At 60.2% G+C, this 18,908-nt stretch carries 19 protein-coding genes; 18 read left to right on the top strand and 1 reads right to left on the bottom strand.

All coding sequences use genetic code 11. The annotated features are described in order from the left end of the window. Positions 1-25: 25 nt before the first annotated feature. Positions 26-352 carry a thioredoxin TrxA gene (gene trxA / locus GGR36_RS07315; RefSeq protein WP_183633604.1) on the bottom strand — a complete coding sequence of 109 codons (327 nt, stop codon included), beginning with the start codon at positions 350-352 and terminating at the stop codon, positions 26-28. Positions 353-593: 241 nt separating this feature from the next. Between trxA and fdxA the strand changes: the two genes are divergently transcribed. The 18 genes from fdxA to trpB all read left to right on the top strand — a co-directional run bounded on the left by fdxA (position 594) and on the right by trpB (position 18,896). Then, the gene (gene fdxA / locus GGR36_RS07310) at positions 594-917 is read left to right on the top strand and encodes a ferredoxin FdxA (protein WP_183633602.1); all 324 of its coding nucleotides are present in this window, start codon (positions 594-596) and stop codon (positions 915-917) included. 184 nt (positions 918-1,101) lie between these two features. Next, on the top strand, positions 1,102-1,551 hold the full coding sequence (locus tag GGR36_RS07305; RefSeq protein WP_183633600.1) for a CBS domain-containing protein: 450 nt from the start codon (positions 1,102-1,104) through the stop codon (positions 1,549-1,551). Between the two features lie 67 nt (positions 1,552-1,618). Then, a complete protein-coding gene (gene fadD, locus GGR36_RS07300; protein ID WP_183633592.1) occupies positions 1,619-3,295 on the top strand; it encodes a long-chain-fatty-acid--CoA ligase FadD in 1,677 nt (558 codons plus the stop codon). Continuing rightward, positions 3,295-3,534, top strand: a complete 240-nt coding sequence (locus tag GGR36_RS07295; protein WP_183633590.1) for a hypothetical protein — start codon at positions 3,295-3,297, stop codon at positions 3,532-3,534. The genes fadD and GGR36_RS07295 overlap by 1 nt, the downstream gene beginning before the upstream one ends. A 247-nt stretch (positions 3,535-3,781) precedes the next feature. Beyond that, entirely contained in the window at positions 3,782-5,446 is a 1,665-nt protein-coding gene (gene ilvB / locus GGR36_RS07290) for an acetolactate synthase large subunit (RefSeq protein ID WP_183634932.1), read from the top strand. A gap of 3 nt (positions 5,447-5,449) precedes the next feature. Then, positions 5,450-5,761, top strand: a complete 312-nt coding sequence (ilvN, locus tag GGR36_RS07285) for an acetolactate synthase small subunit (RefSeq protein ID WP_183633588.1) — start codon at positions 5,450-5,452, stop codon at positions 5,759-5,761. Between the two features lie 73 nt (positions 5,762-5,834). After that, positions 5,835-6,968: a chorismate synthase gene (gene aroC, locus GGR36_RS07280; RefSeq protein WP_183633582.1), complete on the top strand. Its 1,134-nt coding sequence runs from the start codon at positions 5,835-5,837 to the stop codon at positions 6,966-6,968. A gap of 90 nt (positions 6,969-7,058) precedes the next feature. Then, complete coding sequence (locus GGR36_RS07275) at positions 7,059-7,883, top strand: M48 family metallopeptidase (protein ID WP_183633580.1); 825 nt, start codon at positions 7,059-7,061, stop codon at positions 7,881-7,883. Between the two features lie 121 nt (positions 7,884-8,004). Then, positions 8,005-9,414: a 3-isopropylmalate dehydratase large subunit gene (gene leuC / locus GGR36_RS07270; protein WP_183633578.1), complete on the top strand. Its 1,410-nt coding sequence runs from the start codon at positions 8,005-8,007 to the stop codon at positions 9,412-9,414. 19 nt (positions 9,415-9,433) lie between these two features. After that, positions 9,434-9,562 carry an entericidin A/B family lipoprotein gene (locus GGR36_RS07265; protein WP_183633576.1) on the top strand — a complete coding sequence of 43 codons (129 nt, stop codon included), beginning with the start codon at positions 9,434-9,436 and terminating at the stop codon, positions 9,560-9,562. Then, complete coding sequence (gene leuD / locus GGR36_RS07260) at positions 9,562-10,200, top strand: 3-isopropylmalate dehydratase small subunit (protein ID WP_183633574.1); 639 nt, start codon at positions 9,562-9,564, stop codon at positions 10,198-10,200. Before GGR36_RS07265 ends, leuD begins: the two co-directional genes overlap by 1 nt. Before the next feature lie 8 nt (positions 10,201-10,208). Beyond that, complete coding sequence (gene leuB / locus GGR36_RS07255; protein WP_183633572.1) at positions 10,209-11,270, top strand: 3-isopropylmalate dehydrogenase; 1,062 nt, start codon at positions 10,209-10,211, stop codon at positions 11,268-11,270. A 206-nt stretch (positions 11,271-11,476) separates the two neighbouring features. Beyond that, positions 11,477-12,580: an aspartate-semialdehyde dehydrogenase gene (gene asd, locus GGR36_RS07250; protein WP_183633570.1), complete on the top strand. Its 1,104-nt coding sequence runs from the start codon at positions 11,477-11,479 to the stop codon at positions 12,578-12,580. A gap of 168 nt (positions 12,581-12,748) precedes the next feature. Next, entirely contained in the window at positions 12,749-15,649 is a 2,901-nt protein-coding gene (locus GGR36_RS07245; RefSeq protein ID WP_183633568.1) for a motility hub landmark protein FimV, read from the top strand. Positions 15,650-15,711: 62 nt separating this feature from the next. Beyond that, positions 15,712-16,284 (top strand): CbiQ family ECF transporter T component, encoded by a 573-nt coding sequence (locus tag GGR36_RS07240; protein ID WP_183633566.1) that lies wholly within the window; start codon positions 15,712-15,714, stop codon positions 16,282-16,284. Continuing rightward, positions 16,281-17,078, top strand: a complete 798-nt coding sequence (gene truA, locus GGR36_RS07235) for a tRNA pseudouridine(38-40) synthase TruA (protein ID WP_183633564.1) — start codon at positions 16,281-16,283, stop codon at positions 17,076-17,078. Before GGR36_RS07240 ends, truA begins: the two co-directional genes overlap by 4 nt. Continuing rightward, a complete protein-coding gene (locus GGR36_RS07230; RefSeq protein ID WP_183633562.1) occupies positions 17,075-17,698 on the top strand; it encodes a phosphoribosylanthranilate isomerase in 624 nt (207 codons plus the stop codon). Before truA ends, GGR36_RS07230 begins: the two co-directional genes overlap by 4 nt. Then, positions 17,685-18,896, top strand: a complete 1,212-nt coding sequence (gene trpB / locus GGR36_RS07225) for a tryptophan synthase subunit beta (RefSeq protein WP_183633560.1) — start codon at positions 17,685-17,687, stop codon at positions 18,894-18,896. The genes GGR36_RS07230 and trpB overlap by 14 nt, the downstream gene beginning before the upstream one ends. Positions 18,897-18,908 lie beyond the last annotated feature (12 nt).

The raw sequence follows: 18,908 nt of genomic DNA, 5'->3' as shown, positions 1-18,908 counted from the left end.
ACTTTATGACAGGAATCTAGCGGGATCAGAGGTTGCTGTCAATGAATGCGGTCAGTTGCGACTTGGAAAGCGCGCCGACTTTGGTCGCCTCGACACTGCCGCCCTTGAAAAGCATCAGGGTCGGGATGCCGCGAATACCATACTTTGCAGGGGTCTCCGCGTTCTCGTCGATGTTCAGTTTGGCGACGAGCAACTTGCCCGAATAGTCCTTTGCAACGTCGTCAAGGATTGGGGCAATGCTCTTGCAGGGTCCGCACCACTCAGCCCAGTAGTCCACCAGCACGGGGGTCTGGGACTGGAGGACGTCCTGCTCGAAAGAGGCGTCCGTGACGTGAAGGATGTGTTCGCTCATGATTCCTCGCTGGATGGATCAGCCCCGTTCGATGTGGCCGTCGGCAGCGGTGCGTTGCCGGGATCGCGGGGCAGGGGTCGGGCGACAGCCCAGACAGGTCTTGAATCGTACTAAAAAAATGGGACGGAAGGGATTTCACGCTTGCGCATGGTGAAATCGAGAGTGTTGGAGTACTGCTCGGCTCCGGTATATTTATGGCTACCGGTGAGATTACTCCCCGATCACCGACGGAGAGAGAAGAATGACCTATGTAGTGACCGAAGCTTGTATCAAGTGCAAGTACACCGATTGCGTCGATGTATGCCCGGTCGATTGCTTCCGGGAAGGACCGAACTTCCTGGTGATCGACCCGGAAGAGTGCATCGACTGCACGCTTTGCGTGGCGGAGTGCCCGGTCGAAGCCATCTATGCCGAAGATGATGTGCCGACCGATCAGCAGTCGTTCGTCGCGTTGAACGCTGAGCTGTCGCGACTCTGGAAACCCATTGTCGAGCGCAAGGATCCGCTGCCTGATGCCGATGAGTGGGCCAAGGTCAAAGGAAAGCTCGGGGATCTGCAGCGCTGAGATGTTCTGTTTTCGATGTTTTGGCGGGCGGTCTTCGGGCCGCCCGTTTTGCTTTCTCGTTGGTGCAAACACCAGTTCACAACGCCATTGACCATACGGTACAGTATGGCTTCTGTGCCGCTGGCGTATCGACTACCATGCGCTCAACCGCTGTGACGCGGTGTGCTGCCAAGAGGAGAGAGACATGCTGGTGAGCGAGATCCTGGCGATCAAGGGGCGGGCGCTTTATACGGTGGCGCCATCGCGATTGCTCGCAGAGGCCGTGGCGATCATGAGCGAACAAGACGTCGGTTCGCTGGTGGTGTTTGAGCAGGGGCGTATGGTCGGGATGCTGACGTTCCGCGAGGTGCTCAAGGCGCTTAGCGCGAGCGGGGCCGATTGGGGAACGGTTACGGTGGCGTCGGCGATGCTGCGCGACCCGAGATCGGCAGGCCTGGGCATGGAACTCGATGAGTTGCGTCGCGAAATGATCGATAACCATCAACGCTACTTGCCAGTGATGGACGGAACGACCTTGATGGGGGTGATTTCGTTTCATGACGTGGCAAAGGCAGTCCTCGAAGAGCAGAGCTTCGAGAACAAGATGCTGAAGAACTACATCAAGAACTGGCCGGTCGAAGCGGACGACGAATAGCCGCCTGTGGGGTGGCCCGCGCCTGTGAAGCTTGCCAACCATAACTAGACAAATCGGGGGGATGGAGATGGAAAAGGTCTGGCTGAAGAGTTACCCGGCAGGCGTGCCGGCGGACATCAACCTGAGTGAGTACGGCGCGATTGGCGATCTTTTCGCCGAAGGCGTACGCAAGTTCGGCGCCCGTGCAGCCTATGTCAATATGGACAAGGCGATCAGCTATGACGAGCTTGATCGCCAGACCGCCAGCTTCGCCGCGTTTCTCCAGCAGGAGCTCAAGCTACCCAAAGGCGCGCGCATCGCATTGATGATGCCGAACCTCTTGCAGTACCCGATCTGTCTTTGGGGTGCTTTGCGTGCTGGTTACGTGGTCGTCAACTGCAACCCGCTGTACACGCCGCGTGAGCTGGAACACCAACTCAAGGATTCCGGCGCCGACGTCATCGTCATTCTCGAGAATTTCGCATCGACCCTGCAGGAAGTACTCGCGCACACGCCGGTCAAGCATGTCATCGTCACCCGTATCGGCGATGCGCTCGGTGGTGTCAAAGGTGCGTTGGTCAGTTTTGTCGTCAAGAACATCAAGAAAATGGTGCCGGCCTGGAACATTCCCGGCCACATACCCTTCGGACGCGCCATGTCGCGCGGCGCAGCGCACAAGTTGCAAGCCGTGAAGGTGACGCAGGATGACATTGCCTTTCTGCAATACACCGGCGGCACGACGGGCGTCTCGAAAGGCGCGGTGCTGACGCATCGCAACATCATCGCGAACCTCCAGCAGGCGCATGCCTGGATCAAACCCTTCTTGAAAGAGGGGGAAGAGGTCATCGTCACCGCATTGCCGCTTTATCACATCTTCTCGCTCACGGCGAACTGCCTCACTTTCTTCAAGGTTGGTGCGACAAACATCCTGATCACCAATCCGCGCGACATTCCCGGTTTCGTGAAGGAGTTGCAGAAGCATCCCTTTACTGCAATTACCGGCGTGAACACCCTCTTCAATGCGCTGCTCAACAACCCGGATTTCGTCAAGCTCGACTTCTCTCAGTTGCGTTGCGCCTTGGGTGGGGGGATGGCGGTGCAGCGGGCAGTCGCAGACAAGTGGCGCGCACTCACCGGAAAACCGCTGGTCGAGGCCTATGGCCTGACAGAAACGTCACCGGCAGTGACGATCAACCCGCTGGATCTGCCGGCGTTCAATGGCGCGATCGGTCTGCCTGTGCCATCGACCGAAATCTCGATTCGCGATGAGGACGGCAAGGAATTGGGCGTCGGTGAGTCAGGCGAACTCTGCGTGCGTGGGCCGCAGGTCATGGCGGGTTACTACAACCGGCCAGACGAGACCGCGAAGGTGATGACCTCCGACGGTTTCCTCAAGACAGGTGACGTGGCCGTTGTCGACGAGAAAGGCTTCGTGCGCATCGTCGATCGCAAGAAAGACATGATTCTTGTCTCTGGCTTCAACGTGTATCCGAACGAGATCGAGGATGTCGTGGCGTCGCACCCCGGTGTGCTTGAGGTCGCCGCGGTCGGCGTTCCCGACGAAAAGTCAGGTGAGGCAGTGAAGATCTTTGTGGTGAAGAAGGATGCCGACCTCACCGCAGAGTCGGTGATCGCCCATTGCCGGGAAAAGCTCACAGGCTACAAGGTGCCGAAGCTGGTCGAGTTTCGCAGTGAGCTTCCGAAGACCAACGTCGGCAAGATTCTGCGTCGTGCGCTTCGGGATGAGGCGAAACGGACCGCCTGATGGATTTTTTTCACAGTCGATCTGCGCGGCATTCTGCGGGTGAAATTCCTACAGCGGCGGATCCAGCCCGGGTGGTCGGGACTGCCTTGGCTGGGGGCGCCGAAGGGCATTCGCTTCCCTGCAAGGCCCTGTTTAGTGACTTGATTTTGTGTAGGAAATTTTCTTACAAGGGCGCCGTGACTCCTGAAAAAACCGCCAAAGAGGCTCTTGAGCTTTCAGGAATTGTGTGCTGCAATTGAATCGTCGTTCCGTTTCCGTTGGCTTAACAGATCCATGCTCGCTTCTCCGTACTTCTTCGACACCCTGTCGGCTACTGCAGTAGCGGTAGTAGTACGCGTAGTAAGCGTAGGTGCTAGCGCGCCGTAGCAGGGGTCCTAAGGTCAACAGGATTTCAACCCCGCCGGCGTGCAGCTGGCGGGGTTTTTCTTTTGGGCTTCCCAAAATCTCCGCCAGACAGTCGCCGGGTCATCTCACAGGAGAGGCCTTATGGAAATGTCCGGAGCCCAATTGCTGGTCCGGTTGCTCGAAGCACAGGGCGTCAGCACGGTTGCCGGGATCCCCGGTGGCGCAGCGTTGCCAATGTATGACGCCTTGGCGTCGGCGGATTCCGTCCGCCATGTTCTGGCGCGCCATGAGCAAGGGGCGGGGTTCATCGCGCAGGGTATGGCGCGTGCCTCGGGTAAACCCGGAGTCTGCATTGCGTCCAGCGGACCGGGTGCAACCAACCTTGTGACGGCAATCGCCGATGCAAAGCTCGACTCGATTCCTCTTGTCTGCATCACCGGGCAGGTGCCACTGGCGATGATTGGCACCGATGCGTTCCAGGAGGTCGATACCTACGGGCTGTCGATTCCCATCACCAAACACAATTACCTGGTGCGCAATGCAGAGCATCTTCCTCAGGTGATTTCCGACGCGTTCCGGATCGCGCAGTCCGGCCGCCCCGGTCCTGTGTGGGTGGATGTGCCGAAGGACGTGCAGATGCAAAAGGTGCGCGCCCCGGCAGTGATCGACGCAGTCGCGCCGACTCCTGCGCCGGAAGTTGATCTGGATGCGATCAGTCGGGCGGCCGACATGATCAACCGCGCGGAGCGGCCGGTGCTGTATCTGGGCGGGGGGGTGATCGCATCGGGCGCCTCTCACCTTGCCGTGACGCTGGCGGAGCAGGCCGGGCTGCCGACAACCATGACCTTGATGGCGCTCGGCGCCATGCCGACGGACCATCCGCTGTCGATCGGCATGCTCGGCATGCACGGCGCGCGCCACACGAACATGATCCTCGAGGAATCCGACCTGTTGATCTGTGTCGGTGCCCGTTTTGATGACCGTGCGATCGGCAAGGCCGCACGCTTCTGTCCGAACGCCCGGATCATCCACATCGATATCGACGCCTCGGAAATCCACAAGATCAAGACTGCTCACCTTGGTATTCAGAGCGATGTCAGCACCGCGCTCGACGCATTGTTGCCCCATGTTCAGGTGCAGTTGCGCAAGAAGTGGTTGTCGCGCGTTTCGAGCCTGCGCAGCGCCCATCCGCTTCTGACCCCGGGGCTTGATGATCCGCGCAGCCACTATGGCCTCGTCAGCGCGGTCGCCGCGAGTCTGGATGACGAGGCGATCATCACCACCGATGTCGGTCAGCATCAGATGTGGGTCGCCCAGACCTACCCCTTCCGGCGGCCGCGTCAGTGGCTCACGTCCGGCGGCCTGGGGACCATGGGCTTCGGGTTGCCTGCGGCGATTGGCGCTGCGCTGGCTGAACCGCAACGCAAGGTTGTTTGTTTTTCAGGCGATGGCAGCCTGCAGATGAACATCCAGGAAATGGCAACGGCGGCGGACGAGGGCGTCGACGTCAAGATCATCCTGATGAACAACCAGTCACTGGGCCTGGTGCACCAGCAGCAAGACCTTTTCTACGGCAAGCGGATCTTTGCAGCCGATTACAAGCGTCCGACCGATTTCATCCGGATCGCGGAGGGCTTCGGGCTCGCAGCGGTTGATCTGGACCGCAGCGCCCACCCGCGGGCATTGCTCGCGGAAGCGCTCGCCGCCAAGGGGCCGGCGCTGATTCATTGCTCGATCGACGTGAATCAGAAAGTTTTCCCGATGGTCCCGCCGGGGGCCGCCAATACTGAAATGATCGGAGGCTGAGCCATGGGCGAAATCTCGAACCCGGCGCTGTCGCAAGCGCAGAAACGGGCGGTGCTGGAACTGGCTGTGCACAACCATCCTGGCGTGATGACGCACGTTTGCGGCTTGTTTGCGCGTCGTGCTTTCAACGTGGAGGGGATTCTCTGCATGCCGGTGGGGAGTGGCGCCGAAAGCAGGATCTGGTTGCTGGTCCATGACGATGCCCGCCTGCCGCAGATGATGCTTCAGGTCGAGAAGCTTGAAGACGTGATCAGCGTGCGGCGGCATGGCGCCGATCATGCGGTCTTTGAACAACTGGAAGCTTTCTTCCGGTGACCGTTGGAGCAAGGCGGCAGAGGGGAGGTGGTAAACTCGCGCCTCCCCGCAAGCCAACCAGAACGCATACACCATGTCCGGCAGCACTCTAGGCACGCTCTTCACCGTTACTTCCTTTGGCGAATCGCATGGTCCGGCGATCGGCTGTGTTGTCGATGGCTGCCCGCCCGGGCTTGCGCTGTGCGAGGCAGACATTCAGGCGGAACTCGACCGCCGCAAGCCCGGCACCTCGCGCCACGTCACGCAACGCAAGGAGCCCGATGCGGTCGAGATCCTTTCGGGGGTATTCGAGGGCAAGACCACCGGCCATCCGATCGGTCTGCTGATCCGCAACACCGACCAGCGTAGCCAGGACTATTCAAAGATCTCGCAGACCTTTCGGCCGGGCCATGCCGACTACACCTACTGGCACAAATACGGTGTCCGCGACTATCGCGGCGGCGGCCGTTCGTCGGCGCGTGAGACGGCGGTGCGTGTTGCAGCCGGCGCGATTGCCAAGAAATGGTTGCGCGAGCGTTTCGGAATCGTGATCCGCGGATTCATGAGCGAACTTGGCGAGATCAAGATCCCGTTCAAAGCGTGGCAGCACGTCAGCGAGAACGCGTTCTTCGCACCCAACGACGAGATCGTGCCGCGGCTCGAAGCCTACATGGACGAGATCCGTGCGGATCGCGATTCGATTGGCGCGCGGATCGATGTTGTCGCAAGTGGCGTTCCCGTTGGCTGGGGGGAACCCGTCTACGACCGCCTCGATGCGGACATCGCCTACGCGATGATGAGCATCAATGCGGTGAAGGGTGTCGAAATTGGCGATGGCTTCGGCGTCGTCGCGCAACGTGGCACGGTGCATGGCGACGAGCTGACGCCGGCGGGCTTTCTCTCGAACCATGCAGGTGGTGTGCTGGGCGGCGTGTCAACCGGCCAAGACGTGCGGGTTTCGATCGCAATCAAGCCGACCTCATCGATTCCGCAGGACCGTCGCTCTATCGATCTGGCCGGCGCACCGACCGACATGATGACAACCGGCCGCCACGACCCCTGTGTCGGCATTCGCGCCACCCCGATTGCGGAAGCCATGCTCGCGCTCGTGCTGATCGACCACGCGCTGCGGCACCGTGCGCAGAACGCCGATGTGCAAGTGACTACACCGCGGATCGCCGGTCTCGCGCCGGATGGGCATCAGGAAATTCCGAGCCCGAGTGCTTGATCGCTTCGCCAGCGGGGTGGCCGCTGCCCTTGGTTGCGCCTGAACCGGGCTACTCCGCGGCACGTCAATCAAAGTCATCAGGGGTTTGAAATGAGTCTTTCCGTTTCCCGCGCGCTGCCGGTGTGGTTGGTATGCGTGCTGGCCGTTGCGTGCGCGACGGTGCAGACCACCGCGCCGGGCACCGTGGGTGTCGAGCGCAAGCAGACCGTTTCGCCGCTCGTCAATCGGAATTCGCTTAACAGGCAGGCGGCGCTGCAGTACCGGCAGGTCGTCACGAACGCTGAGCGTAAGAATGCGCTGAACGTGGATCTCCATCAGACCGAGCGCGTTCGCCGCATCGCGGCACGCCTCACGCCAGCCGTGGCGGCGTTTCGCCCCGATGCCGTCGGCTGGAAGTGGGAGGTCAATGTCCTGGCATCCAAGGAGGTCAACGCCTGGTGCATGCCTGGCGGGAAAATCGCGGTCTACTCGGGTCTGATTGAGCAGTTGAAGATCACGGACGACGAGCTGGCGGCGGTGATGGGGCACGAAATTGCGCACGCGCTGCGCGAACACGCCTGGGAGCGTGCTTCCCAGGCGGTGAATGCCCAGCTCGGACTCACCGTGATTGGCATCGCCCTGGGCGCAAGCGGCGCGAGTATGGACATGGCCGGCATGGCGTATCAGGCGATGTTTGCGCTGCCGAACTCACGTGAGCAGGAAACCGAGGCTGACCGCATCGGCGTCGAGCTTGCCGCCAGGGCTGGCTATGACCCACGCGCTGCAATCTCGCTGTGGGAAAAGATGGGCAAGGTGTCGGGCGGCGCGCCGCCGCAGTGGCTGTCCACGCACCCGTCGCAGGAATCCCGGCAAAAGGATCTGGCGGTCTATTCGGCAAAGGTGCTGCCTTTGTATGAGCAGGCCAAGGCCCACTGAGCAGCGGCGTGATCGACTGACGCGGCAAGGATTCTCTGTTGCGCTGCCGCAATCCCGGCTGGTCAGCATCAAGCTGCTGTGAAATAATCAAAGATTATGTTTTTGTTGCGGTTTTCGGGGCATGGCACTTCATACGCTGTACGAGAAACTCTGGAACAGCCACGTCGTCCACCAGGAAGAGGACGGCACGGCGCTGATCTATATCGATCGCCACCTTGTTCACGAGGTGACAAGTCCGCAAGCGTATGAAGGCTTGAAGTTGGCAGGTCGCAAGCCGTGGCGCGTCGGGTCGATCGTTGCGACCGCAGACCACAACACGCCAACCGAAGACTGGGCCTCCGGCATCAAGGACCCGATCTCTCGTTTGCAGGTCGAAACCCTGGACGCGAACATCCGGGCTGTTGGCGCCAAGGCGTACTTCCCGTTTAAGGATGCGCGCCAAGGCATCGTGCATGTGATCGGGCCAGAAAATGGCGCAACGCTGCCCGGGATGACGGTCGTTTGCGGCGACTCCCACACATCGACCCACGGTGCATTCGCTTGCCTGGCACATGGCATCGGCACGTCTGAAGTCGAGCATGTGATGGCGACGCAGTGCCTGCTGCAGAAGAAATCGAAAACCCTGCTGATCAAGGTTGATGGGCCGCTGGGTAAAGGCGTCTCAGCCAAAGACATCGTGCTTCACGTCATCGGCCGAATTGGCACTGCAGGTGGTACCGGCTACGCCATGGAATTCGGCGGTTCGACCATCCGTGCGCTGTCGATGGAAGGGCGGATGACGCTGTGCAACATGGCGATCGAGGCGGGCGCACGCGCCGGTCTGGTCGGCGTTGATGACGTCACGATTGAATACTTGCGTGGCCGTGATTTCGCCCCGAAGGGGGATCACTGGGATCAGGCCGTGGCGTACTGGCGCACACTGGTGTCAGACCACGGCGCTCAGTTCGACCGCATCGTCGAGATCGATGCGCGGCAGATTCAGCCGCAAGTCACCTGGGGCACGTCTCCCGAGATGGTGACGACGATCGACGGCCTGGTGCCCGATCCGGAGAAGGAAACCGATCCGGTGCGCCGCGAGGGTTACGGCCGCGCGCTGCAATACATGGGTTTGACGCCGCGCATGCCGATCACCTCAATCGCGATCGACAAGGTTTTCATCGGGTCCTGCACGAACTCGCGTATCGAAGATCTGCGTGAGGCCGCAGCGGTTGCACGCGGCAGACGTATCGCAGACAACGTCAAGCTTGCGCTGGTCGTGCCGGGCTCGGGTTTGGTGAAGCGCCAGGCTGAAGCGGAAGGGCTCGACAAGATCTTCAAGGCGGCCGGCTTTGAATGGCGTGAGCCGGGTTGTTCGATGTGTCTCGCAATGAACGCGGACCGGCTGGAGCCGGGTGAGCGGTGCGCATCCACGTCCAATCGCAACTTCGAAGGTCGTCAAGGGCCAGGTGGGCGTACTCATTTGGTGAGCCCGGCCATGGCCGCGGCGGCGGCAATTGCTGGTCGCTTCGTCGACGTCCGTGAAATTCTCTGATTCGGCAAGGAGAATGGGTATGAAAATTCTGAGTATTTTCGTTCTCGCGTTGCTCGCAACGTCGCTCTCCGCCTGCAATACCGTGCATGGCTTTGGCAAAGATATCGAGAAGGCCGGCGAAGCCATTCAGAAGGGTTCGAGCAAGTAATGGAAAAGTTCTCCGTCCTTGATGGTCTCGTGGCGCCGATGGATCGCGCCAATGTCGATACCGACGCGATCATCCCCAAGCAGTTTCTGAAGTCGATTAAGCGTTCAGGCTTTGGTCCGAACCTGTTCGACGAATGGCGCTATATGGACCATGGCGAGCCCGGCATGGATAACGCCAAGCGCCCGCTGAATCCGAATTTCGTGCTGAATCAGCAGCGTTTCCAAGGTGCCCGCATCCTGCTGACGCGTGACAACTTCGGCTGCGGTTCGTCGCGCGAGCATGCGCCTTGGGCGATCGAAGACTACGGTTTTCGCGCGCTGATCGGCACGAGTTTCGCCGACATCTTTTTCAATAACTGCTTCAAGAACGGCCTGCTGCCGATCAAGCTGCTGGCAGCGGAAGTTGACGCCCTGTTCGATCAGGTCAACGTGACTCCGGGTTACAAGCTTCGGATCGATCTTGATGCGCAAACGGTCACTCGGCCTGATGGCAAGGTGATTCCGTTCGACGTGGATCCGTTCCGCAAATATTGTCTGCTGAACGGTTTTGACGATATCGGCCTGACCTTGCGTCACGCCGACAAGATCCGTGAGTTCGAGGCGCGCCGTCAGGCGGAACAGCCCTGGCTCTTTACCTGAGAGATTCAATGAAAGTCTGTGTTCTGGCCGGTGACGGCATCGGCCCGGAAATCGTTGCCGAAGCGGTGCGTGTGCTTGAAGCGCTGCGCAGCGATGGTCTCAAGATCGAAATGGAGCCCGCTCTGCTTGGCGGTTGCGCGGTGGATGCGGCCGGCGTGCCGTATCCGGAGGCGACCCAGAAGCTCGCGCGCGAGGCTGATGCGGTGCTGCTGGGCGCCGTTGGCGGGCCCCAGTGGGATGCATTGCCTCGCCCGCAACGCCCGGAACGCGGCTTGCTGGGCATCCGCAAGGATCTTCAGCTTTTTGCCAATCTCCGCCCGGCGATCCTCTATCCGGAGCTCGCAAACGCTTCAACGCTGAAGCCGGAGGTGGTGTCCGGTCTCGATATCCTGATCGTGCGCGAGCTCACCGGCGACATCTACTTTGGTGAGCCACGTGGGATCGAGGTGCGCGACGGTCAGCGCGTTGGCTGGAACACAATGATCTATTCCGAGGCTGAGATTCGCCGTATCGGCAAGGTCGCCTTCGAGGCGGCGCGCAAACGCAACAAGCGCGTGTGCTCCGTCGACAAGATGAACGTGCTCGAGACGACGCAACTGTGGCGCGACGTGATGATCGAACTGTCCGCGAATTACCCGGACGTCGAACTCTCGCACATGCTGGTCGATAACGCTGCGATGCAGTTGGTGAAAGCGCCCAAGCAGTTCGACGTGATGGTCACCGGCAACATGTTCGGCGACATCCTGTCGGACGAAGCGTCGATGCTCACCGGCTCGATCGGCATGCTGCCGTCTGCTTCGTTGGATGCGAACAACAAGGGCCTTTACGAGCCCAGTCACGGCTCGGCACCCGACATCGCGGGCAAGGGCGTGGCCAATCCGCTGGCGACCATCCTGTCGGCAGCGATGATGCTGCGTTACAGCTTCAACAATGAAGCCGCAGCGCAACGCGTCGAAACTGCAGTCAAGAAAGTCCTCGCCCAAGGCTACCGTACCGGAGACATCTGGGAAGAGGGCACGCGCCGCGTTGGCACCCGTGAGATGGGTGACGCCGTGCTGGCCGCACTCTGAGCGAAAACCGATGAACTGTTCGCGCGCCATCGTGCTCCGCAAGCCCTTGCCGAAAACGGCAGGGCTGCGCGCGACCATCATCACCATCATTACGACCACCGGGATTAAAACCATCCCGGCCTGATCCATTGTCTCCTCCGCGCACATGCTCCCTGCCCGCGGTCGAGGCAAGGGAAGCGGGCAGGGGGCAAAAAGAGGAAATTCAAATGCGAGTCGGATTTGTCGGTTGGCGCGGCATGGTCGGTTCCGTGCTGATGCAGCGTATGCGTGAGGAAAAGGACTTCGAGCTGATTGAGCCGGTCTTCTTCACGACTTCAAACGTCGGTGGCAAGGGGCCGGATGTCGGTCGCGAGTTGCCGCCACTCAAGGATGCTTCGAGTGTTGATGAGCTCAAGGGCATGGATGTCATCATCACCTGCCAGGGCGGTGACTACACGACCGACGTGTACCCCAAGCTGCGTGCCGCCGGCTGGGATGGCTACTGGATTGATGCCGCGTCGACGATGCGCATGGACGACGACGCGGTCATCATTCTCGATCCGGTCAACCGCAACGTCATCGACGCCGCGCTCGCCAAGGGTGTCAAGAATTACATCGGCGGTAATTGCACCAATTCCATCCTGCTGATGGGCGTCGGTGGCTTGTTCCGTGATGGCTTGGTGGAATGGGTCTCTTCGATGACCTATCAGGCTGCGAGTGGTGGCGGCGCAAATCACATGCGAGAGCTGCTCAAGGGCATGGGCGTCGTGCATGGCGCAGTGGCTGATGAGCTCGCGACGCCGTCGTCCGCAATCCTGGAAATCGATCGCAAGGTTGCCAAGGCAATTCGCGAAGACGTGCCGACGGAATTCTTTGGAGCGCCTCTCGCTGGCGGACTGATTCCGTGGATCGACAAGCAGGTCGATAATGGCCAGTCAAAGGAAGAATGGAAGGGGCAAGCTGAGGTCAACAAGATCCTCGGTACCGCGAGCACGATTCCGGTCGACGGCCTGTGCGTCCGTATCGGCGCGATGCGTTGCCACAGTCTGGCGCTGACGCTCAAGCTGAAGAAGGATTTGCCACTCGCCGAGATCGAATCGATCATCAAATCGGGCAACCAGTGGGTGAAGTGGGTGCCGAATGACCGTGAAGTATCGGTCAAGGAACTCACGCCCGCATCGATTACCGGTGGATTGGAGGTTGGTGTAGGTCGTGTTCGCAAGTTGAATATGGGGCCGGAATATGTTTCCGCCTTCGTGATCGGCGATCAACTTCTCTGGGGTGCGGCGGAACCGCTGCGCCGCATGCTCCGCATCTTGCTCGGACTCTAAGTCCTTGTCATGAAGGGCGTTGCCTTCGCAACGCCCTTATCCTATGGCTCGCCGCCCGGCGAATTTGCCAACGGCATCAAATACTCAGAGTTAGGTTTAGCTTGCGAGGCTAAACCTATGATGTTATTTTGATAAAACCACAATAAACGCGCCCATGTCGGCATGCCCATGAAGACGACTCTCCGTGCCTCCATCCTCGCGGCCGCAATCGCGGCGTTGCCATTCGGCGCATCCGCCGCTGGTCTCGGTCGCCTGAACGTGTTCAGCGGTCTGGGGCAACCGCTTCGTGCCGAAGTGGAGGTTACCGGCAGTGCGGAGGAGCTTGAGTCGCTCAACGCGCGATTGGCGTCTCCGGATGCTTTCCGCCGTGCAAATATCGAATACGCGCCACAGCTGACCTCGCTGCGACTCTCGGTTGAGCGGCGCGGGGCCGGTGCGGTCGTCAAGGTTTCCAGTGACCGCGCCTTCAATGAGCCGTTTGTTGACCTGTTGCTCGAATTGAATTGGACCGGTGGTCGTCTTCTGCGCGAATACACCTTCCTCCTCGATCCGATTGACGAAACGGCGAAGACTGTCGCGCCCGAACCTGCAGCCCCGGTCGCTCGGCCCCTTGAACCGAAAGCTGCCGCATCAAAGCACAAGGAGAAGTCCGAATCGGTCGAGCGGCCCAAGTCCCAGGCGCAGGAAACAAAACCTGCTCCGAAGCGCGACATTCCCGGGTCCGAGTACACGGTCAAGCAAGGTGATTCACTGACCGCGATCGCGAACAGGACCAAGGCTTCCGACGTCAGTCTCGAGCAAATGCTTGCCGCCTTGTATGCGGCTAACGAAACAGCATTCGCCGGCGGAGACATCAATCGCTTGCGTGCAGGCCAAGTGCTGAAGGTGCCGGACGCTGGCGACGCTCGTGCGATTTCATCGACTGAATCGAAGAAGATTCTCTCCGCCCCTTCGGCCAATTTTGGCGCCTATCGACAGAAGGCTGCGGCGGCAGTTGCCGAAGCGCCGGCCAAAGATACGGCGCCCAAGCAGTCGTCTTCCGGGAAGATTACTCCCAAGGTTGAGGATGCTGCGAAGCCGCAGGCAGCGAAGGATCAGCTGAAGATTTCCAAGAGCCAGGTTGCCAAGGAGCCCGAAAAGGCGGACGCCAAGTCGGCTGGGCGTATTCAGGCACTGGAAGAGGATCTTGTGGCTCGGGAGCGGGCTCTCAAGGAGGCCTCTGAGCGGGTTGCTGCGCTTGAGAAGAACGTCAAGGATCTGCAAAAGCTGGTCGATCTGAAGAACCAGAATCTTGCAGATCTACAGAAACAGGCGGCTGCTGCCAAGGCGGACGCGGCGAAGCAAGCCGAGGCGAAGGCAAAGGCGGCAACGCCTGAAAAGGAACCGGTAGCGAAGCCGGAACCCGTTGCCGAAAAGCCGAAGGCCGAGGAATCTGCACCGGTTAAGGTTGAAGCACAGGCCCCGGCCCCAGTTGTTGATGCGAGTGCGCCTCCTGCACAAGTCAAGCCGCCCGTTGTTGAAGCCTCTGCTCCGAAAAAGCCGGTTCCACCGCCGCCTGCGCCTGTCGAGGTTGAAGAGCCCGGCGTGTTCGCGTCGCTGCTGGATAATCCGGCGCTGCTCGGTGGGCTCGCGGCGGTGCTGGGTTTGGGCGGTTTCCTCGCATGGCGTTCACGTAAACCCAAGCGCAGTAACGGTCCGGATACCACTGCGCTGAACGCGACGCAGACAGGGATCGAATCGGTGATCGGTCCGGCGGGCGGTCAGACAGTTGATACCGGCAGCAGCGTGCTACCGACGGATTTCAGTCAGTCCGGTCTAACTTCGATCGACGCCGATGAAGGGGTCGATCCGGTTGCCGAGGCCGATGTCTATATGGCCTATGGGCGTGACGCCCAAGCCGAGGAGATTCTCCTTGACGCATTGAAGTCGGATCCGGGCCGCACTGCGATTCACGTCAAGCTTCTCGAGATCTACGCTCAGCGCAAGAGTCTCAAACAGTTTGAGAACATCGCTACCGACCTCTATACCCAGACGGCGGGGATTGGTAACGATTGGGCGCGCGCTGCCGATCTTGGTGCGAAGCTTGATCCTGATAATCCGCTCTACCGGACATCGGCCAAATCCGCGCCTGTCGCGTCGGAACCGGCGATGCTTGATGAACTCTCGTTCGTCGAGGCGGGTAACGCGGTCGCACCGGAAGTGGAGCAGGATCAGAGCGGCTTTGAGCCGATGGAAGTTGAAACGCCTGCCGACCTGCCGGACGCACTCGAATTCACGCCGGCCCAGGCCCCGACTACGCCAGCTTTTGCTGCCGCATCGCCCTCGCAGATGCAGACGACCTGGACCATGCCAGGGGAGATCGGCCAAATCACTCGGTCCTTGGAGGGTGATGCTCAAACCCCAGCAGCGGAGCCGGCTGTCGCAAGTTCCGACGATCTGGGTCTGGACTTCAACCTGGATCTGGATATGGTGCAGAGCGCCCCGGTCGAGGTTGCCGTGGAGCCTGAGGTTGGATCGCTCCCGGATCTGGGGCCTGATGAGATCACCGCAGCCGAAGTCAAGTTGACGACTACCAATCTGGGTGGCGGCGCGTCCGATCAGCCGATCACGCTCGATCTCGATGGCTTTGGTGCCTCACCGGCTTCACAAGACGACGTTGCCGTTGCCTCTACCTTGGATTCGCAACAGGAAGCCTTGGTAGATCTTGAGAAGACCAATTTTGAGGGCGGGCTCCTTGACTTTGATTTTGACGTGGATCGCTCTCCTCAGACCTTGAGTCCGGCAGCCGAACCGGCGCCGTTGGATCTCTCCGGCATTGACCTTGAACTGCCGCAACAATCGGTGTCGGAAGCGCCGAGGCAGTCGGAGGTGGATACCCATCCTGAACCTCAGGTGCTTGAAGATGATTTCGAGATGGGTGACGAGGTCAATACCAAGCTTGAGTTGGCGCGTGCGTACGAGGAAATGCGCGACTACGAGGGTGCCAAAGAATTGCTGGAAGAGGTTCTGAGCGAAGGCTCCAGTGCACAGAAGGACGAAGCTCAGGCAATGCTAGCCCGTCTTTCCTGAGAAGGCACCGTGGCTTGGTGAGGCTGAGCGCGGGTGGGGGGGTCGTTGCTTCAGTGATTGGCATGTTTGCACTGCAGGGCTTGGGGCCATCTGCAGCGGCATTACTCAGTATCATCTTGTTGTTCTGCGGGATCGAACTCGCTGGAAAACGGTTGCGGTTGCTGATGCGCCGCAGCCGTTTTCTGTTTCTGGCTATTGCGTTGCTCTACACGTTTGGGACTCCAGGCACCCGCATTTCCCCATACTTTCCCGAAATTTCCCCTACAGAAGAGGGGCTCAGGCTCGCCGTCTTGCACGCTGGCCGGCTATTGGGGATGCTCGCGCTCGTGGCTGTGATGCTTGAAAGGCTGGACCGCGTCGGGGTTGCAGCGGGGCTCCTTGCTTGCCTGCTGCCCTTTCGCCGTCTTGGTTTCAAGCCCGAACGTGCGGTAGTGAGGCTTGTGATGACGCTTGAACTGGCGACTGCCGGTGCGAAAAAAACGGATTGGCGCGATTGGTTGGATCCCACAGGTGCAAGCCCATCGGAACTGGTCGATTTACGTTCAGTTGTCGTGCCGAACTGGTCATTTGGGGATGCGATGATTCTGCCGGCCTTGGCCTGCGCAGTGGTCCTTCTTGTGCGTTGGCTCCAATGAGGATCGCTTTGGGGCTTGAGTACGATGGCAGCGCGTTCTGCGGATGGCAGACGCAGCCCAACGGTGGGGCGATCCAGGATGTTGTGGAACGCGCGTTGTCGATGATTGAGCAGGCGCCGGTAAGGGTTCAGTGCGCTGGACGAACAGATACTGGCGTGCACGCATCGTCGCAAGTGGTCCATTTCGATAGCGGCGTCAAGCGACCGATCACGGCATGGGTACGCGGGGTGAACGCGCATTTGCCAGATCAAGTCGTGGTGCGATGGGCGCGCGAGGTTGCGGAAGACTTCCATGCACGTTTTTCGGCCACAGCCCGCCATTATCGTTATGTGTTGCTGAGTCGCGACGTGCGCCCAGCCGCTGCGTCTGGACGTATCGGCTGGACCCATTGGCCTTTGGACCTTGACGCTATGCAGTCAGCGGCCGCCTTATTGGTGGGGGAGCATGACTTTTCTAGTTTTCGCGCTGCCGAATGCCAAGCCGCAACACCGGTGAGAACACTGACGCAAGCACGTGTCATCCGGGCAGGGGGATGCATCGTGTTCGAGTTTTCTGCAAATGCCTTTTTGCACCACATGGTGCGGAACATGGTGGGTGCGCTTGTTCAGATTGGTCGTGGCGCCCGCGAACCTAACTGGATCACTGAACTGTTCGAAGCCCGTAACAGGGCTCTGGCCGCACCAACGTTTTCACCGTGCGGGCTTTACCTGTGTGGAATTGACTATCCGCCCGGACTGGGTTTGCCTGGTGATGGCAGGGTTAGGGGCGAGACGTTTGAGGGGCTTCTGACATGAGTCGCACAAGGATAAAAATCTGCGGACTGACCCGGGAGCAGGATGTGGAGGCTGCCGTTGCGGCCGGCGTGGACGCCTTGGGCTTTGTCTTCTATCGACCCAGCCCGCGGTTCGTCGAACTGGAGCGAGCGGCGCAGTTGAGCAAGCTTGTCCCCCCCTTCGTTACGATCGTCGGATTGTTTGTCAATCCCGAGCCGTCCATCGTTCGGGCCGCGCTAACGCACGTGCCCCTCCATCTGCTGCAGTTCCATGGCGATGAAGAAGAGGGCTTCTGCAGGCAGTTCGAGCGGCCCTATCTCAAGGCGATCCGGATGAGGCCCGGGGTCGATCTGATACACTCCGAAGCTTCGTTCGCGTCCGCCCAGGGCTTGCTGGTGGATGCGTTTGTCGATGGTTTTGGCGGTGGCGGCCAGGCCTTCGACTGGTCCTTGATTCCTTCTGACCTGACTCGTCCGATCGTATTGTCGGGCGGGCTGTGTGCGGGCAACGTCGAAGAGGCCATCCGCCGGGTGCGGCCAGCCGCAGTCGACGTGAGCAGCGGCGTGGAATCGGCGAAGGGAATCAAGGACGCTCGCAAGATCGCTGAATTCGTTGCTGGAGTGCGCAATGCAGATGGCTGAGATGCAATACAACCTGCCGGATTCCCGGGGACACTTCGGGCCGTATGGTGGGGTCTTCGTTTCTGAGACCTTGATCCCCGCTTTGGCCGAGTTGCTCGAAGCGTATGAATTCGCGCGGACTGACCCGCAGTTTCTTGCCGAATTCGATCACGAACTCAAACACTATGTCGGGCGTCCGAGTCCGATCTATCACGCTCGGAGGCTCTCGGACCACTGTGGCGGCGCGCAGATCCTGTTGAAGCGCGAGGACCTGAATCACACCGGCGCCCACAAGGTCAATAACTGCATTGGTCAGGCCTTGCTGGCGCGGCGAATGGGCAAGCCGCGAGTCATTGCGGAGACGGGGGCCGGTCAGCACGGCGTTGCGAGCGCTACTGTCGCGGCGCGCTACGGCATGAAGTGCGTCGTTTACATGGGTTCGGAAGACGTCAAACGTCAGGCCGCGAACGTGTACCGGATGAAGTTGCTCGGAGCCACGGTGGTGCCGGTCGAGTCGGGCTCCAAGACTCTGAAGGACGCATTGAATGAGGCGATGCGAGACTGGGTAACGAATGTCGCCGACACCTTTTACATCATTGGCACGGTTGCGGGGCCGCACCCGTATCCGATGATGGTGCGCGACTTCCAGTCGATCATTGGCCGAGAAGCGATTGGGCAGATGCAGGAAGGCTTCGGGCGGCAGCCAGACGCGGTGATTGCGTGCGTCGGCGGCGGCTCCAATGCAATGGGGATCTTTCATCCCTATATCTCGCATGACGATGTCAAATTGATCGGCGTTGAGGCCGCGGGCGACGGTCTTGATACCGGCCGCCACGCTGCATCATTGTCGGCAGGCAAGCCGGGCGTTCTGCATGGCAACCGGACTTATCTGTTGCAGGACGCCAACGGTCAAATCATCGAAACCCATTCGATCTCGGCGGGACTCGACTACCCGGGTGTCGGGCCGGAACATTCATGGCTCAAGGATTCCGGGCGCGCGGAATACGTCGGGGTCACCGACGATGAGGCGCTCGCAGCCTTCCACACGCTGTGTCGCATGGAAGGCATCATTCCGGCGCTGGAGTCCTCTCACGCCATCGCCTATGCGATGAAACTCGCCGCGACGATGCCCAAGGACAAATTGCTTCTGGTGAACCTGTCGGGCCGTGGCGACAAGGATATGCACACCGTGGCCGAGAAGTCCGGCATCCAGTTCTGACTCCCCTGCAGT

Origin of the sequence: Niveibacterium umoris, assembly GCF_014197015.1 — a bacterium.
Lineage (GTDB): Bacteria > Pseudomonadota > Gammaproteobacteria > Burkholderiales > Rhodocyclaceae > Niveibacterium > Niveibacterium umoris.
This window is presented reverse-complemented; position numbering and strand designations above follow the sequence as displayed.

Bases quoted from the DNA above. Each gene is read 5' to 3' on its own strand.
- trxA (WP_183633604.1), bottom strand. From the start codon at position 352: ATGAGCGAACACATCCTTCACGTCACGGACGCCTCTTTCGAGCAGGAC.
- fdxA (WP_183633602.1), top strand. From the start codon at position 594: ATGACCTATGTAGTGACCGAAGCTTGTATCAAGTGCAAGTACACCGAT.
- GGR36_RS07305 (WP_183633600.1), top strand. From the start codon at position 1,102: ATGCTGGTGAGCGAGATCCTGGCGATCAAGGGGCGGGCGCTTTATACG.
- fadD (WP_183633592.1), top strand. From the start codon at position 1,619: ATGGAAAAGGTCTGGCTGAAGAGTTACCCGGCAGGCGTGCCGGCGGAC.
- GGR36_RS07295 (WP_183633590.1), top strand. From the start codon at position 3,295: ATGGATTTTTTTCACAGTCGATCTGCGCGGCATTCTGCGGGTGAAATT.
- ilvB (WP_183634932.1), top strand. From the start codon at position 3,782: ATGGAAATGTCCGGAGCCCAATTGCTGGTCCGGTTGCTCGAAGCACAG.
- ilvN (WP_183633588.1), top strand. From the start codon at position 5,450: ATGGGCGAAATCTCGAACCCGGCGCTGTCGCAAGCGCAGAAACGGGCG.
- aroC (WP_183633582.1), top strand. From the start codon at position 5,835: ATGTCCGGCAGCACTCTAGGCACGCTCTTCACCGTTACTTCCTTTGGC.
- GGR36_RS07275 (WP_183633580.1), top strand. From the start codon at position 7,059: ATGAGTCTTTCCGTTTCCCGCGCGCTGCCGGTGTGGTTGGTATGCGTG.
- leuC (WP_183633578.1), top strand. From the start codon at position 8,005: ATGGCACTTCATACGCTGTACGAGAAACTCTGGAACAGCCACGTCGTC.
- GGR36_RS07265 (WP_183633576.1), top strand. From the start codon at position 9,434: ATGAAAATTCTGAGTATTTTCGTTCTCGCGTTGCTCGCAACGTCGCTC.
- leuD (WP_183633574.1), top strand. From the start codon at position 9,562: ATGGAAAAGTTCTCCGTCCTTGATGGTCTCGTGGCGCCGATGGATCGC.
- leuB (WP_183633572.1), top strand. From the start codon at position 10,209: ATGAAAGTCTGTGTTCTGGCCGGTGACGGCATCGGCCCGGAAATCGTT.
- asd (WP_183633570.1), top strand. From the start codon at position 11,477: ATGCGAGTCGGATTTGTCGGTTGGCGCGGCATGGTCGGTTCCGTGCTG.
- GGR36_RS07245 (WP_183633568.1), top strand. From the start codon at position 12,749: ATGAAGACGACTCTCCGTGCCTCCATCCTCGCGGCCGCAATCGCGGCG.
- GGR36_RS07240 (WP_183633566.1), top strand. From the start codon at position 15,712: ATGTTTGCACTGCAGGGCTTGGGGCCATCTGCAGCGGCATTACTCAGT.
- truA (WP_183633564.1), top strand. From the start codon at position 16,281: ATGAGGATCGCTTTGGGGCTTGAGTACGATGGCAGCGCGTTCTGCGGA.
- GGR36_RS07230 (WP_183633562.1), top strand. From the start codon at position 17,075: ATGAGTCGCACAAGGATAAAAATCTGCGGACTGACCCGGGAGCAGGAT.
- trpB (WP_183633560.1), top strand. From the start codon at position 17,685: ATGCAGATGGCTGAGATGCAATACAACCTGCCGGATTCCCGGGGACAC.